Origin of the sequence: Streptomyces sp. NPDC002574 (genome assembly GCF_042889545.1) — a bacterium.
GTDB lineage: Bacteria > Actinomycetota > Actinomycetes > Streptomycetales > Streptomycetaceae > Actinacidiphila.
In genome coordinates this window covers 1-14694 of sequence record NZ_JBIARB010000022.1, presented here as the reverse complement: position 1 = coordinate 14694, position 14694 = coordinate 1, and the positions used below count along the sequence as shown (strand labels likewise).

The window sequence follows — 14694 nt, the reverse complement described above, 5'->3', positions numbered from 1 at the left end:
CGTGTTGCCCCTGTCAAACGGACCGTCACCCACAAGAGTGGCTGTACGCAGGGATTTCACGGTCCCGCCCCCGGCCGGTCGCCGCCGGTCCTACGTTCGGCAAGAGGACGCGGACGTCAAGGAGTGAGCCAGGTGGAGGAATCCGTACGGGTGCCGATCCTCGCGTCATGGGAACGCTGCCAGGCCGCCGGCCTCGACCCCGAACGACTCGATGTCCCGTACACCCGGGACATCGACCTCGCCGGCCCGCTCGCCAGGGCCGCCCGGCCGGTCCTCGACCGGCTCGCCGACGCCCTCGCCGGGTCCGGCACGGCCGTCCTCCTCACCGACGGCAGCGGGCTCGTACTGGACCGCAGGGCCGCCCGGCCGCCGCTGCTGCCCGCCCTCGACGACGTCGGCCTCGCCCCCGGCTTCGGCTACCACGAACTCGGCGCCGGTACCAACGGCATCGGCACCGCGCTCGCCGCCCGGCGCCCGGTCCGGGTCAGCGGCGAGGAGCACTACTGCGCCGCCCTGCGCCGCTTCACCTGCTTCGGCGTGCCCCTGCGGCACCCCGTCAGCGGCCGGATCGAGGGGGTGCTGGACCTCACCAGCCTCCAGGACGAGGCCCATCCCCTGATGCCGCAACTCGCCCGCGGCTCCGCCCTGGCCATCGAGCAACGGCTGCTGGAGGACTCCGGCCGCCGCGAACGCGCCATGCTGCACTCGTACTTGGCAGCCGAACGCAACAACCGGAGCCCGGTCTCGCTGCGGCTCGACGGCGACGGCCGCATCCAGCCCGTCGGTCCCCCGGCCGGACTCACCACCGGCGACGAGGCGGCCCTCGCCGAGACCGCCACCGGTCTCATCGCCGCCGGACGGCGGGACGCCGTCGAACTGCCGCTCTCCCGGGGGCGCACCGCCGTGCTGCTGTGCCGGCCGCTCGCGGTGGGCGCGGTGGTCGAGGTGACCCTTCCCGACGACGCAGGACCGCGGGCCGTGCGCCGGCCGCTGCTGGTCGGCGAGGCGGGGGTCGGCCGGCTCGCCGTCGCCGCCCGGCTGCGGCTGGAACTGCTCAGCGACGCCGCCCTGCGCATCGGCACCACCCTCGACGTCGTCCGCACCGCCGCGGAACTGTGCGAGGCCGCCGTCCCGCGCTTCGCCGACCGGGCCACCGTGGACCTCCTCGCCCCCGTCGTCCGGGGCGGCACCCCGGACGCCGCCGACAGCGCCGCACCGGTCCTGTGCCGCGTGGCCGACGCCGGGACGGGCGCGACGGGACCGCCAGCCGTGGCCGCCCCGCCCGCGGAACCCGTCCCGGCCGCGCCGGACGGACCGCAGGCGCGCGCGCTGGCCGGCGACGGCCCGGTGCGGGCCGGGGACGCGCTCATCGCCGTGCCGCTGCGCGCCCGCGACACCCCGCTCGGGGTGGCCACCTTCCACCGGGCCGCGGACAGCGCGCCCTTCGCGGAGGACGACCTCACCCTCGCCCGCGAACTGGCCGCCCGCGCGGCCGTCTGCGTCGACAACGCCCGGCTGTTCACCCGCGAGCACCACCTCGCCCTGGAACTCCAGCGCAGCCTGCTCCCGCACGGCCTGCCCGCACAGCACGCCGTGGACGTCGCCCACCGCTACCTGCCCGCCCCGGGCCGCGTCGGCGGCGACTGGTTCGACGTCATCCCGCTCTCCGGCGCGCGGGTCGCCCTCGTCGTCGGCGACGTCGTCGGCCACGGCATCCACGCCGCGGCCGCGATGGGCCGGTTGCGTACCGCCGTCCACAACTTCTCGGCCCTGGACCTGCCCCCGGACGAACTGCTCGGCCGCCTGGACGACCTGGCCGTGCGGCTCGACGAGGAGGGCGGCGCGCACACCGGACTGTCCGGCGCGACCTGCCTGTACGTGGTGTACGACCCGGTCGCCCGGCGCTGCCAGCTCGCCCGCGCCGGGCATCTGCCGCCCGCGCTGCTCGGCCCCGACGGCGACGTGCGTTTCCCCGAACTGCCCGCGGGACCGCCGCTCGGCCTCGGGCAAGAGCCCTTCGAGGCCACCGAGTTCGAGCTCCCCGAGGGCACCGGCCTGGTCCTCTACACCGACGGCCTCATCGAGGGCCGGAACCTCGACCCCGAGGCCGGCATGCGCAGACTCGGCCGGGCGCTGGCCACCGCGCCCAGGGACGGGACGCCGGAGGAGCTGTGCGCGGCCGTGGAGTCCGCGCTGCGCCCGGTGCCCTCGGCCGACGACATCGTGCTGCTGGTGGCGCGTACCCGCGCCCTCGACGGCGGGCAGGTCGCCTGCTGGGACGTGCCGGACGACCCGGCCGCCGTCTCCGCGCTGCGCCGTGCGATCACCCGCCGGCTGCGCGCCTGGGACCTGGACGAACTCGCCTTCACCACCGAGCTGATCGCCAGTGAGCTGATCACCAACGCCATCCGGCACGCCCAGGGGCCGGTCCAGGCGCGGCTGGTGCGCGACCGGGCGCTCACCTTCGAGGTCGCCGACGCCAGCGGCACCTCCCCCCGGCTGCGCCGCGCCGCCACCACCGACGAGGGCGGCCGCGGCATCTTCATGGTCGCCCAGCTCTGCCGCCGGTGGGGCACCCGCTACACCGAGCAGGGCAAGGTCATCTGGACCGAGCAGCAACTGCCCGCGTGACGCCCGTACGGCGCAGCCGGCCGCGGCGGCCCGGCCGACCGGCCGTGGGGCCCTCCGTGCGGCGGGAAAGCACCCGTCACGGCGGGGCGGCGCCGCGGGACCGCGCGGGGCCGCCCCTACCCCATGCCGCACGATGCTGCCCGTTCCGGCTGTGCGACGGCCCGGTGTTGCCTACGGTGGGACCATGACCACCGCGGCGCGGACCAGCGCAGACAGCAGCACGGACACCTACGACGTCATCGTCATCGGAGCGGGACCGACCGGCGAGAACGTCGCCGACCGCACCCAGGCGGCCGGGCTGAGCACCGTGATCGTCGAGGCCGAACTCGTGGGCGGTGAGTGCTCGTACTGGGCGTGCATCCCCAGCAAGGCCCTGCTGCGCCCGCAGGCCGCCCTGGACGCCGCCCGCGCGGTCCCCGGCGCGCGCGAGGCCGCCGGCGGGCGGCTGGACACGGCCGCCGTACTGGCCCGGCGCGACTGGTCCACCGCGGGCTGGAAGGACGACGGGCAGGTCAGCTGGCTGGAGTCGGTCAACGTGGACCTGGTGCGCGGCCTCGGCCGGCTGGACGGGCCGCGCCGTGTCGTCGTACGGACCCCCGAGGGCGGCGAGCGGGTGCTGACCGCCCGCCACGCGGTCGCGGTGTGCACCGGCACGCGCGCGCTCCTGCCCGACCTGCCCGGCATCGCCGAGGTGCGCCCCTGGACCAGCCGCGAGGCGACCAGCGCCCAGGAGGTGCCGGGGCGTCTGCTGGTGGTCGGCGGCGGCGTCGTGGCGGTGGAGATGGCGACCGCCTGGCAGTCGCTCGGCTCGCAGGTGACCGTGCTGGTCCGCGGCTCCGACGTGCTGCCGCGCTGGGAGCCCTTCGCCCGGGAGCTCGTCGCGGAGGGGCTGCGGACGGCCGGCGTCGACCTGCGGACCGGGCTGTCCGTCACCGCCGTACGGCGCGACGGGGACTCCGGACCGGTGACCGCGACGCTGACCGACGGCTCCGAACTCACCGCCGACGAGATCCTCTGCGCCACCGGCCGCGTGCCGCACACCGACGACCTCGGCCTGGAGACGGTCGGCCTGACCCCCGGCTCCTGGCTGGAGGTGGACGACACCTGCCAGGTCCGCGGCGTCGACGGCGGCTGGCTGTACTGCGCGGGCGACACCAACCACCGCGCCCTCCTCACCCACCAGGGCAAGTACCAGGCCCGGATCGCCGGCGCGGCCATCGCCGCCCGCGCCAAGGGTGAGCCGCTCGACACCGCCCCCTGGGGCGCGCACGCGGCCACCGCCGACCACGAGGCCGTCCCCCAGGTGGTCTTCAGCGAGCCCGAGGCCGCCGCGGTCGGCGTCACCGCCGAGGAGGCCGAGCGCGCGGGCCGCCGCGTCAAGGTCGTCGACTACGAGATCGGCAACGTCGCCGGCGCCTACCTGCACGCCGAGCACTACCGCGGCCACGCCCGCGCCGTCGTGGACCTCGACCGGGGCCACCTGATCGGTGTCACCTTCGTCGGGCCGGGCGTGGGCGAGCTGCTGCACTCGGCCACCATCGCGGTCGCCGGCCAGGTGCCCGTGGAGCGGCTGTGGCACGCCGTTCCGTCGTTCCCGACGGTCAGCGAGATCTGGCTGCGCCTGCTGGAGGCCTACCGGGACCAGTAGACCCGCCCCCGTCCTCCGCGCGGAGGACGGCTTCGCCATCGGGAAGGCGCGACCGGCCGATAGGATCGCGCCCTGCCCGTCGAGTCCAGGTCCAGGGAGCTGCAGAGGTGGGGATTTTCCGGCGCGGGCCGAAGCGCGACCAGCGGGACGCGCCTCGCGACCCCGAGTACGCCTTCTTCTCCGTGGACGAGGGCGCGCGCTTTCGCGCCCATGTGCGTGAGGCCTTCGCCGAACTCGGCCTGGAGGTCACCGTGTTCGCGGACCTGGTGACCGACAGCTCCGGCCGCAAGTTCGGCACCGGCAACCTGGCGGCGCTGTGCCACAACGACCGGCGCGGCCCGCGGGTGTGGCCGCAGCTGGCCCGGGAGCACGTCGGCGCCGTGCTGCGGACCCTCGACGGCCCGTCCCCGCTGGAGACGATGCCGCCCGAGGAGATCCGCGAGCGGCTCTACCCCCGACTGGTCACCCCGGACATGATCGACCCCGAGACCTTCCGGTACGCCCGGATCGCCGCCCCCGGGCTGCTGGAAGTGCTCGCGCTCGACCTCCCCGAGAGCGTCATGACGCTCGCCGACCACGCGCTGGCGCCGCTGGGCGACATCCGGGAACTGCGCGGCCGGGCCCTGCTCAACCTCCGCGACCTCCCCGTCGAGCGGCACGAGGTCGTCCGCCACGCCGATGTGCGCTTCGACGTCGTCGTGGGCGACTCCTTCTTCACCGCCGCCCGGGTCCTCGCCCTCGATGAGCTCGTCGAGCGCGTCACCGGAGCGCCGCTGACCGACGACGGCGCGCTCGTCGCCATGCCGTTCCGTCACCAGCTGGCCTTCCACGCCATCCGGGACAGCGCGGTCATCCCGGCCCTCAACGGCATGGCGGGCTTCGCGGCCGCCGGCCACGAGGAGGCGGTCGGGCCGATCAGCCCCTACGTGTACTGGTGGCGCGACGGCGTCCTCACCCAGCTCAGCGAGAAGGACGGCGACGGGCTGCTCATCACCGTCGGCGAGGAGTTCCAGAACGTCCTGGAGCGCCTGGTCCCCGACCAGGCCGGCGAGGAGCGCTGAACCCCGCGAGCGGGCCGGGACCCCGGAGGTGCTTCGCCCCGAGGGTTCCGGCGGTCAGCGCGTAAAAGCGCCCGGCACGACCGCGTTCTCGGGCAGCAGGGGGTTGGCCAGCGGCACGTAGCGCGCGGCGGCGCCGTCCGCGGCCGTCCAGCGCAGCAGGAGGTTGGTCTTCGCCGGGATGTGCGGCGCGCTGAGCAGCTCCCGCACCGGGGCCGGGTCGCCGTGCGCGCGGGCCCAGTCGGCGAGGAGGGCGCGGGCGCGGGCCCACAGCGCGGGGGCGAGTGCGGGGCGGCCGCCGGCGACGGCTCCGGCGATCTCCAGCAGGTTGTTGGTGACCAGGCAGTAGACCAGCCGCTCCCAGCCGTAGGCCGGGCTCACACCGGGCGTCGGCTCGTCGCCGCGCGCGTGGCGGCGCAGCAGTTCGCGGTGGCGTTCCTCGTCGAGCTTGACGCCCTCGTGGTCGCGGAAGACCGCCTGTGCGGGCAGGCCGTCGCCGTCCACCGCGATGACGACGTTCTGCAGGTGGGCCTCCAGCACCACGCCGTGCCCGAACCAGGCCGCGAGCACGGGCGGCACGACGCTGTCCAGGTAGGCCTGCCACCAGGCGAGGGCGGTGCGTTCGTCGCGGCGCGCGGCCGCCAGGGGGTCGCCGTCGAAGCCGCCCTCGGCGACCGCCGCCGCCAGCAGCGGGGTGAGGCCGGGCCGGACGTGTCCGCCGAGGCCGTCGCGGACCAGGACCGCCAGTGCCTCGTACGCGTCCCGGCCGCCGAGGTCGGCGGTGCGGTGGCCGCGGTCGGAGAGGATCTCGGCGCCGGTGACGGTCCGCAGCACCTGGTCCACCGGGTCGAGCCAGCGCAGGTCGTGCCGCCACAGCCGGCGGATGTCGTTGGTGATCCGCACGTCCAGGCTGAACTTGAGGAAGAGGTCGGCGTCCGGCAGGTACACCGTGCGGAGCGACGCCGTCGGCACGGCGGGGACGGTCGTGCGGCCGAGCCGCAGCAGGCGCCCGTCGTGCAGGGCCGGCAGATCGCCGAGGAGTTCCAGCTGCCAAGGGTGGGCGGGCAGCAGCCGGTAGCCGTCGGGCACGTCGTCGTGGAGGCGGTCGATCGCGGAGGTGTCGCCCTCCCCCGCCAGCAGGTCGGCGCGCACGGCGAGCAGCGTCAGCGGGAAGGCGGTGTGCGCCTCGGGCGCGTACGGCAGCCAGCTCGCCGGGGCGCCGCCGCCGCGGGCCTTGGGCGCGGGGTGGTACCGGTGCCCGGCGACGAGCGCCTGCTCGGAGCGCAGGTACGGATCGGCGGGCGGTGGCGCGTCCTCGCGGGCGGCCAGCAGCGCGGCCAGCACGTCGCGGCTGTCGCGGATCTCCGCCGGCAGCGTGGCGTTGGCCGTGCCGGTGCGGGCGGTCAGTTCCCCGGCGGTGAGGTCGACGAGCCCGTCGAACGTCAGGGGGTGCCAGTCGCCGTCCGGGCCGAGCAGTTCGGGGCCGGAGGGGTGGCGGCCGGGGCGCACCCGCAGGAGCCGGTCCGTCGCGGGGAGCCGCAGGACGTCACGCCCGGCGGACCCGGCGGACCCGGCAGGCCCGGCAGGCCCGGCAGGTTCCGCGACTTCGCGGACGAGGCAGTTCAGCAGGGCCGTGGCGGCCAGTTCGTCGGCCCGGCGACCGGTCCCCGCCGGTGCTCCCGCTGCTCGTTCCACGGTGCGGCGTCCTCCTGCGTAGGCTAGGGACCCATCATGCACCCCGATTCGACGACCGCGACGCGGCGCCCCACGGAGGCGGCGTTCGCCGCCGGGCTGACCGCCCTGCGTCCCGGCCTGGCCGACGCCTGGGCCGCCTCGTTGCCCGGTGCCCGCGCGGCCGTACTCGGCCGCCTGTGGCGCGCCCTGCTGCTGGAACCGCTGCCGGGCCTGACCGTCGAAGGGCCGGGGCGGGTCCGCCTGGACGACGGCCGGTCACTGACCGGGCCGGACCGCCTGCCGCACGATCTCGGTCTCGCGCAGGAGGAGTTGGTCCTGCGCCTGGACGGCCGCCCGTTCGACCACCCGGTGGCCCTGCTGGAGGCGCTGGGCCTGCCCGGTTCCGGGCCGCTGCGGGAGGAACTGGCGGACAGCGTCGCCTCGTTGGCCCTCTCGCGGGCGGGCGCGCCCCGAGCCGACGGCCCCGACACCACCTTGACCGGCCTCGAGCAGGGCGTGGTCGACGGGCACCCCTACCACCCCTGCTGCCGCAGCCGCCCCGGCTTCTCGCCGGCCGAGCAACTGGCCTACGGCCCCGAGCACCGGCCCGTCGTGGCCCTCGACCTCGTCGCCGTACCCGCCGACGGCGCCCTGGTGTCGGGCGACTGGCCGGACCGGCTACGGGACGGCGACCGGCTGCTGCTGCCCGTGCACCCCTGGCAGACCCGGCACGTCCTGCCGGGCCTCGGGGTGCGCCCGCACACCACCGCGGCGATCGCCGCGCGGCCGCTGATGTCCGTGCGCACCTTCGCGCCGCTCGACGGCGGCCCGCACCTGAAGACGGCGCTGAGCATGCGGATGACCTCCGCGGTGCGCGACATCTCGGCCCAGTCGGTGGCGGACAGCGCCCGGCTGTCGGAGCTGCTGGACGGGCTGACCCGCCGGCTGGACGGCGGCCCGCTGCGCGTGACGCGCAACCTGGCGGCGGCCTCGGCGGTGCTCGACGGCACCGCGAGCCCCGACCTGGCCGCGCTGGTACGGGAGTCCCCGGAGGCCTTCGCCGACCCCGCCGCGGGCGAGACCGTGCTGCCGGTGGCCGCGCTCATCGGCCGCCCCGCGGACGGCGGCCCGCCGCTCCTCCGCTCCCTGCTGTCCGCGGCCGACCCCGGTCAGGACGGCGCCGCCTGGCTGACCGCGTTCGCGCGGCTCGCCCTGCCGCCGGTGCTGCGGCTGCTGTCCTGGGGCGTCGCCCTGGAGGCGCACGGCCAGAACCTGCTGGTCGTGCTGGACCGGGAGGCCCGGCCGCTGCGGCTGGTCTACCGCGACCTGGCCGACGTACGCATCAGCCCGGCCCGGCTGGCCCGCAACGGCTTCGCTACACCGTCCCTGGGCCGCGGGCTGAGCGACGACCCGGCCGTCCTGCACGCGAAGGTGTACGGGTCCCTGGTCGCCACCACCCTCGGCGGCCTGGTCTCGGCGCTCGGCGAGGCGCACCGCGCCACCGAGGCCCGCCTGTGGGCCGCCGTCGCGGCCGAGGCCGTACGCGCCTGCGACGCCCTCCCGGACACCCCCGACACCCGCACCGACCGCGCGGCCCTGTTCGCCCGCGAACTGCCCGTCAAGGCCCTGACCTTGATGCGCCTCCAGCCGTCCGCACCCGGCGACCGGTGGGCCCGCCTCCCCAACCCCCTGCGCTGATCCGCACCGGGCGGGGCGGATCACGCGTACCGTTCGAGAACCGCCTCCACGTACGCCTCCAGCCGCCGCGCCAGCAGCCCGGGCGTCAGGTCGGTCCGCCCGAGCTCCCGCCACGGCACCGCGACCTTCTCGGCGTCGGGCGCGAAGGCCAGCGCGTCCAGCAGCCGCCAGTACAGGTGCGCGGGGCCGTCCGCGAGCGGTCTGCCGCCTGCCGCGGCGTAGCGGTCGGCGAAGGCCATGCCCTCCCGCGGGCCGTGCAGCAGCGCGAGCGCGGTCGCGCAGTGCGCCACGTCCAGGTCGGCCGGTCCCCAGGACGTCTCCACCCAGTCCACGACGCCGCTGACGGCGCCGTCCGCGAAGAGCACGTTCCCCGGATGGAAGTCCCGGTGCAGGAAGCACCCCTCGTACGAGGGGGGTTCGCCGCGGATCACCTCCACGGCCCGGTCCCACACCCACGGCGCCCGCGTCCCCTCCGGGACACGCACCCGCTCCGGGGAGGTCCACGCCTGGTACGGGCGCGGCCGGCCGGGCTCCGGCGGTCGTACGGCGTGGACGGCCGCCAGTTGGCGTGCCAGCAGGTCCGCGCGCCGTGCCGCGCCCCGCTCGTCCAGGCGGACGGTGCCGGGCAGCCGGGTCATCAGCAGCGAGGGGTCGTCGCAGTGCCGCGCCGTCGCGTCCACGGCCACCAGCCGGGCCGCCGGCACACCCTCCTCCCCGGCGAGCAGGGTCAGCACGGCCGCCTCCCGGTTCAGCAGGCCCTCGGCGTGCCGCCGGTAGAAGGGCGTGACGAACGACCGCAGTACCAGGTGCCGTTCGGCCGTCGTGCGCAGCAGACGCATCTGCGAGGTCCAGCCCCCGCGCAGCCGCTCGGCGGCCATCACACGCTCGCCGCCGCCCAGCCGGCCGTCCACCCAGCCCCGGGTCGCCGACCACTCCCCGTCCGAGGTCATCGGCCCGCGACGATCCCGGCCGCGCGCGCCGCCGCCAGCCACTGGGGGAACTCGGCCACCAGCGCCTCGTACAGCGTCCCCTCCGGTACGGCGCCCGGCTCCGCGCCCGCCGCCCAGAAACCGGCGTTGTCCACCGGCCGCCGGCCCGGCACGGGCAGTTCGTCGAGCTTGCGCAGGAAGTCGAACTCCTTGCTCGCCGGCTCCCCGAAGCCCACGAACTGCCAGAACAGCGGCAGCCGCGCCGCCTCGCACAGCAGGCGCTCCGCCGCCGTCCGCGACGACGGGCCCCCGTCCGTCTGGAACACCACCAGCGCGGGCCGCCGCGCGCCCGACGCCTCGTAGTGGTCGATCACCGCCCGCATGGCCAGGTGGTAGTTGGTGCGCCCCATGCGGCCGTAGCCCTCGTGCAGCGCGTTCACGCGGCCCGCGTAGTCCTCCAGCCCGAGTTCCGCGATGCCGTCGACCTCCGTGGAGAAGAACACGACGGGCACGACCCCGTCGTCGTCCAGGTGCGCCGCCAGTCCCAGCACCTGCTCGGCCAGCCGCTGCACCGTCCCCTCCCGGTAGTGCCGCCGCATACTCCCGGACCGGTCAAGCACCAGGTAGACCGCCGCCCGTTCCCCCGCGACCCCGGCCTTCTCCAGCGACACCCGCGCGCCCTTGTAGAGCCCCACCAGCCCCGGCGCCGCGGCCTCCACCTTCTCCAGTCCGATGCCCATCCCCGCGCCCCTTCCGCCCGGCGGCCACCCACCCGGGCCGCCCCGCCACGTCCCACAGTAGGCAACACCGCGGCGGGCGGAACGGGACGCGCTCGTCACGCCGGTGAGGGAGCCGAGATCGTCGTCAGGTGTTCCTCGGTGCGGAAGCCGGCCGCCGCGTAGACGGGTTCGCCCATCTCACTGGCGTAGAGGAAGGCGGTGGTGGCGCCGGCGGCGTAACCGGCCCGGACCAGCTCCGCGGTGACAGCCGCGCCGTACCCCCGGCGCCGGTGGGCCGGCAGCGTGGAGATGTTGAAGATCCCGGTCAGGTCACCGGTCACGACCGCCATCCCCGTCCCCACCGGGACACCGTCCACCTCGGCCAGGACGAACGTGGCACCGTCCATGCGGTCCAGGGCCGGATCGGCGAACGTCCGGAACACCTCGGACGGCACCTCGAAGCCCTCCGCCATGATCGCGGCATACCGGCCGAACTCACCGACGTCGATCGCCCGTACCTTCAGCGCCCCGACCGCCCGCTCCTCCGGCATTCCCTGACCGGGGTGCCGGACCATGAGCGGTGAGCGGTGGAACGCGATCAGTCCGTGCCGTGCCGCCACTTCCGTGACGCCGGGTCCCGGCACCCCGCGGACGTGGATGCTCCACGGAAGGTCCCAGGGTTCGGAGGCCGCCAACTCGGCTATCTCGTCCGGATCCGGCTCCAGGGCGGGAACGACGATGCCGTTCAGTGAGGCGACCGGCGCCCCGGTGACGGCCAGCACCGCACCGCGCGGACCCCTGCGGGTGCGCCCGGTGACCAGGGACGCCAGGTTCTCCAGAAGGTCGGCATACGCGGACGCGATCGGCTGCAGCGGGTCGTGCTCTCGGGTCGTCATGGGGGACTTACTTCCTTCGCTCTCTCACGTAGGCGGCGGGCGTGGCCCCGTAGGCCGCTTTGAAGTGCCGGATGAAGTGACTCGCGTCCGAGAAGTGCCAGCGCGCCGCGATCTCGGACATCCCGGCCGCGCTGCCCAGCGTCACGAGTTCGTCGTGCGCCTTCTGCAGACGCCGCCGCCGGGCGAACGCCATGACCGAGTCGTCGGACGCGGAGAAGCACCGGTGCAGGGTGCGCAGGGACACCCCGACGCTCCTGGCGACCATCGGCGGGGACAGGTCGCCGCTTTCGAGATTCTCTTCTATGACGCTCCTGGCGGCCACCACCACGGCCCGGGGATGATCACTGAGCGCCGAACCGGGGCGCTCCGAGATGATGTGCGAGAAGAGCGTCGCGCAGGCGTCCCGGGCCATGTTCCGCGCGGCGACCGACCCCTCCAGTTCGCTGCCGCTCTTCTTGATCGCTTCCAGGAAATTGACGAAGAAGCGGACCTCGGGGACGTCGACGTCCGCTATGTGGGCCCGCCCCAGGGCCCTGCGTGACCCGATGTGCGGCAGCACGAGGTGCCGCGGGATGGAGATCACGTGCGCGGTCGTCGCCGGCGCGCAGGAGAACTCCCAGGACGCCTTCGTGTCGCGGACGCATATCTGGCCCGGCTTGACGGAGTGCTTTTCCTTCCCCTCCAGGAACTCGATCCAGCCCGAGGTCACCAGGTCGGCGACGATCGGATCCTGGTCGAGATGGTTCCCCGACACACCCGTCAGCGTGTCGCAGTACACCTCCGCGGACAGCAGCCCGTCGATGAGGTGGCCGTTCGCGACGAAGCGGAAACCGCGGGGAACGGCGAAGTCCGGCACGGCGAGGCGGATGAGGTGGGAGAACGGACCGCGCTCCCAGTTCATGAAGTGCCGCTCGGAGACCCGCGCCTCCTCGGCGGTCAGGACCATGTCGGCCCGGTAGTGGACCGCACCCTCGGGACTCTGCGCGGAGGTCACCCGACCCGCCCGCCGCGCGTCGCGGGCACCGGGGCGACAGCGCGCCCGGACGCGCGCGACAAGGTTGTCACCCCTGTGCGGGGCATGCGTGACTCAGTCATCGGACGTGAATGCAATTCCTTGATCCATTGCGGTCGGCTGCCGGCTTCGAGACCTCGCCCCGCGGGGGAACCGACACATCAGGCGGGCGCCATTGCCCGTGAGGCCGCTCGTCCGCATTATTACCGACCACGCGCCCCACAAAATAGTACGGCCGTGCCAGAGTGCCGTTCCCGCAGGACGAGGGCGGCACCCGGCTCCCATGAATGCGAGCCGGACAGGGCCGGCCGCTCCGCTCGGCCCGGTATCCCGTCCGGAATGGAAGATCCGTGCCGGGAATGGAATACGCGCGCCGATCCCGGCGAATCATGTCCCTTATGCCTGATACTTTGTCAGGCTCCTTTCCCCCGCGCCTTGTTCCGTCCTTGCGCGGCATGAGAACAGGTTTATGATCTGCTCCGTCATCGGGTCCGCGTCGCATCGACCGCCGTTTGACGCGGAAGCCGTGGAAGACGGAGAAGAGGACAGCGCGCGCCATGAACCAGCCAGGTGTGTCGATTCATCAATTGCGCGTCGTCATGGCCGTGCTCAGCCTCGCGTTGTTCGTCCAGACGGCCTTCTGGCTCCTGTACGACCTGGCCGTGCGCGGCCTGCCGGGTGCGTGGACGGTGTGGACGACCGGCCACGCCCCCGGCCTGTCGGCGACGTCCTCCCTCGACCTGGGGCTGGCGGCACTGCAACTCGCCGCCGCGGCGGCCGCGTTCCTGGGCACCCGGGGCGCCGGCGGACTCCTGGTGACCGCCTGCGCCGTGACACTCGGCTTCCGCCTGCCCGCGGTCTGGTACTTCCTCCTCGACTCGCCCGCCGACCCGTGGTTCGGCCCCCTCACAGGCCCCTCGGTGACCGCCGTCGGCGGCAGCGCCGCCCTCGCCGTGGTCGTCGCCCTCGTCCTCGGCGCGCTCCTGCTCCTGGCGCGGCACATCGAGTACGAGGCCGCCGCCGCGGACGCGGCATCCGGCGGCGGGATCCGTCCCGTGAAGGTCACGGCGGCCACCTCCGGGCTGCTGCTGGCGGTGCTCAACGTCTTCTACATCGGCCGGAACGCGGTCACGGCCTTCCAGGTCGGCCCCGGCGTGCTCGGCGACCTGCTCGTCGGCAGGGGGACCGGGCGCGCGGTCCTCGGCGTGTCCGCCCCGTACCAGTGGGCCTGCCTGACCGTGCTGTGCGGGGCCGGCATGCTGCTGGCCGCCCGGCGCCGGCCGATCGCGACGGGCTGCTCCACCGGTCTGTCGCTGTTCATGATGCCGTCGGCGTTCACCGATCTGTGTGCCTACGCGGGCGACACGGTGTCGCCCTCCCTCGTGGACATGTCCCAGCACCTGCTGGAGTTCGTCGGCTCCGCGGCCGTCGTGGCCCTCACCGTCGGGGACGTCCGCCGCGATCGGCGGCCGGACCTCCCCGCCGCGGAGGCGCCCGGGGCGCCCGAACCCGGCGTTCCCGTACGGCGCGAGGTCGAGTCCGAGCCCGCCGAGGCCTGAGAGCGGCGGGCCCGGATGGGCGTCAGCCGCGTCAGTCGTCGAGTCGGAGCCCGTCCACCGCGTGGTCGAAGACCGCTCGGCACGAGGCCCACCGGTCGGCCGGGGCGGAGAGGTAGACCGTGAACTCCCGCTCCCCGGGCTGCCCGAATCCGAGGTCGATCGCGCGGAACGGACGTACCTTGCCCTGGAAGGTGAACTCCCATATGGCGGCGGGCCGTCCGCGCCATCGCGTGCTCTGCATGCGCAGTTGCCCGTAGCCGTCCAGCTTCGGGATCGTCTGCGCCTCCAAGTCCTCGAAATGCCGGAGCGGGCTGGGCCCGGCGAAGTCCAGCGAGCCCACGCGCAGCCCGACCAGCCCCGTCGGGTCGACGTACACGAACTGCCGGCCCGCATCGCTCACCTGCCGCGTCCAGCCGTCCGGCACGGGGATGGCGAAGCCGCGGTCCGGCTCCTCGGCCAGGTGGTAGCCGTCCGGGACGGGAGGCGGGCTGTACGAGGGGGACGGCGTGCCCTGCGGCGCCGACGGGGGCGACGGGGGCGGGGACGACGGTCGGGGCGAGCCCGCGGTGGCGGGGTGCGCACCGGCGAAGTGCGGGACGGCGTAGAACCCGCCCCCTGCGAGGGCGGCCACCAGGACGCCACCGGCGGCCCACAGCGGCGCCCGGCGCCCGCGAGCACGCGGTACGGGGACCGGGGCGGTCACGGGGCCGGTGGGTCGTGTCAGGGCGTCGCGGGGGACGTTGGCGGTGGTGGTCTCGGCGGCCACCGCCCGCAACATCCGCTCCGCCTCCGGCGACGACAACCGCCGCTCCGGCTCACGCACCAGCAACCCCGCGATCACCGGAGCCAGCGCACCCGCACGACCCGCCA

The 14694-nt window shown here is 75.0% G+C and carries 10 protein-coding genes and 1 pseudogene; 5 read left to right on the top strand and 6 right to left on the bottom strand.

The genetic code is table 11. The annotated features are described in order from the left end of the window. The first annotated feature begins 132 nt into the window (after window positions 1-132). The 3 genes from ACFYXS_RS36875 (at window position 133) to ACFYXS_RS36865 (ending at window position 5340) form a co-directional block, all read left to right on the top strand. Window positions 133-2631 carry a SpoIIE family protein phosphatase gene (locus tag ACFYXS_RS36875; protein WP_389256151.1) on the top strand — a complete coding sequence of 833 codons (2499 nt, stop codon included), beginning with the start codon at window positions 133-135 and terminating at the stop codon, window positions 2629-2631. Window positions 2632-2815: 184 nt separating this feature from the next. Further along, on the top strand, window positions 2816-4279 hold the full coding sequence (locus ACFYXS_RS36870; RefSeq protein WP_389256150.1) for a dihydrolipoyl dehydrogenase family protein: 1464 nt from the start codon (window positions 2816-2818) through the stop codon (window positions 4277-4279). A gap of 107 nt (window positions 4280-4386) precedes the next feature. Beyond that, window positions 4387-5340 (top strand): hypothetical protein, encoded by a 954-nt coding sequence (locus ACFYXS_RS36865; protein ID WP_360914053.1) that lies wholly within the window; start codon window positions 4387-4389, stop codon window positions 5338-5340. A gap of 54 nt (window positions 5341-5394) precedes the next feature. Here ACFYXS_RS36865 and ACFYXS_RS36860 read toward each other — a convergent pair whose 3' ends face one another. Next, a complete protein-coding gene (locus ACFYXS_RS36860) occupies window positions 5395-7032 on the bottom strand; it encodes an IucA/IucC family protein (protein ID WP_389256149.1) in 1638 nt (545 codons plus the stop codon). Between the two features lie 36 nt (window positions 7033-7068). On the opposite strand from ACFYXS_RS36860, the gene ACFYXS_RS36855 reads away from it, so the two are divergent. Beyond that, complete coding sequence (locus ACFYXS_RS36855) at window positions 7069-8709, top strand: IucA/IucC family protein (protein WP_389256148.1); 1641 nt, start codon at window positions 7069-7071, stop codon at window positions 8707-8709. A 20-nt stretch (window positions 8710-8729) separates the two neighbouring features. Here the strand turns inward: ACFYXS_RS36855 and ACFYXS_RS36850 are convergent, their stop codons facing one another. The 4 genes from ACFYXS_RS36850 to ACFYXS_RS36835 all read right to left on the bottom strand — a co-directional run bounded on the left by ACFYXS_RS36850 (window position 8730) and on the right by ACFYXS_RS36835 (window position 12247). Next, complete coding sequence (locus ACFYXS_RS36850; protein ID WP_389256147.1) at window positions 8730-9659, bottom strand: phosphotransferase family protein; 930 nt, start codon at window positions 9657-9659, stop codon at window positions 8730-8732. Continuing rightward, window positions 9656-10378, bottom strand: coding sequence for a VWA domain-containing protein (locus ACFYXS_RS36845; RefSeq protein WP_389256146.1), 723 nt, complete (start codon window positions 10376-10378; stop codon window positions 9656-9658). The genes ACFYXS_RS36850 and ACFYXS_RS36845 overlap by 4 nt, the downstream gene beginning before the upstream one ends. 95 nt (window positions 10379-10473) lie before the next feature. Beyond that, window positions 10474-11253: a GNAT family N-acetyltransferase gene (locus ACFYXS_RS36840; RefSeq protein WP_389256145.1), complete on the bottom strand. Its 780-nt coding sequence runs from the start codon at window positions 11251-11253 to the stop codon at window positions 10474-10476. A 7-nt stretch (window positions 11254-11260) separates the two neighbouring features. Then, window positions 11261-12247, bottom strand: a complete 987-nt coding sequence (locus tag ACFYXS_RS36835; protein WP_389256144.1) for a helix-turn-helix transcriptional regulator — start codon at window positions 12245-12247, stop codon at window positions 11261-11263. A gap of 575 nt (window positions 12248-12822) precedes the next feature. Here ACFYXS_RS36835 and ACFYXS_RS36830 point away from each other — a divergent pair. After that, entirely contained in the window at window positions 12823-13824 is a 1002-nt protein-coding gene (locus ACFYXS_RS36830) for a hypothetical protein (RefSeq protein WP_389256143.1), read from the top strand. 31 nt (window positions 13825-13855) lie between these two features. Here the strand turns inward: ACFYXS_RS36830 and ACFYXS_RS36825 are convergent. Then, a pseudogene (locus ACFYXS_RS36825) lies at window positions 13856-14694 on the bottom strand (serine/threonine protein kinase); the annotation flags it as partial.

Bases quoted from the DNA above. Each gene is read 5' to 3' on its own strand.
- ACFYXS_RS36870 (WP_389256150.1), top strand. From the start codon at position 2,816: ATGACCACCGCGGCGCGGACCAGCGCAGACAGCAGCACGGACACCTAC.
- ACFYXS_RS36855 (WP_389256148.1), top strand. From the start codon at position 7,069: ATGCACCCCGATTCGACGACCGCGACGCGGCGCCCCACGGAGGCGGCG.
- ACFYXS_RS36850 (WP_389256147.1), bottom strand. From the start codon at position 9,659: ATGACCTCGGACGGGGAGTGGTCGGCGACCCGGGGCTGGGTGGACGGC.
- ACFYXS_RS36845 (WP_389256146.1), bottom strand. From the start codon at position 10,378: ATGGGCATCGGACTGGAGAAGGTGGAGGCCGCGGCGCCGGGGCTGGTG.
- ACFYXS_RS36840 (WP_389256145.1), bottom strand. From the start codon at position 11,253: ATGACGACCCGAGAGCACGACCCGCTGCAGCCGATCGCGTCCGCGTAT.
- ACFYXS_RS36830 (WP_389256143.1), top strand. From the start codon at position 12,823: ATGAACCAGCCAGGTGTGTCGATTCATCAATTGCGCGTCGTCATGGCC.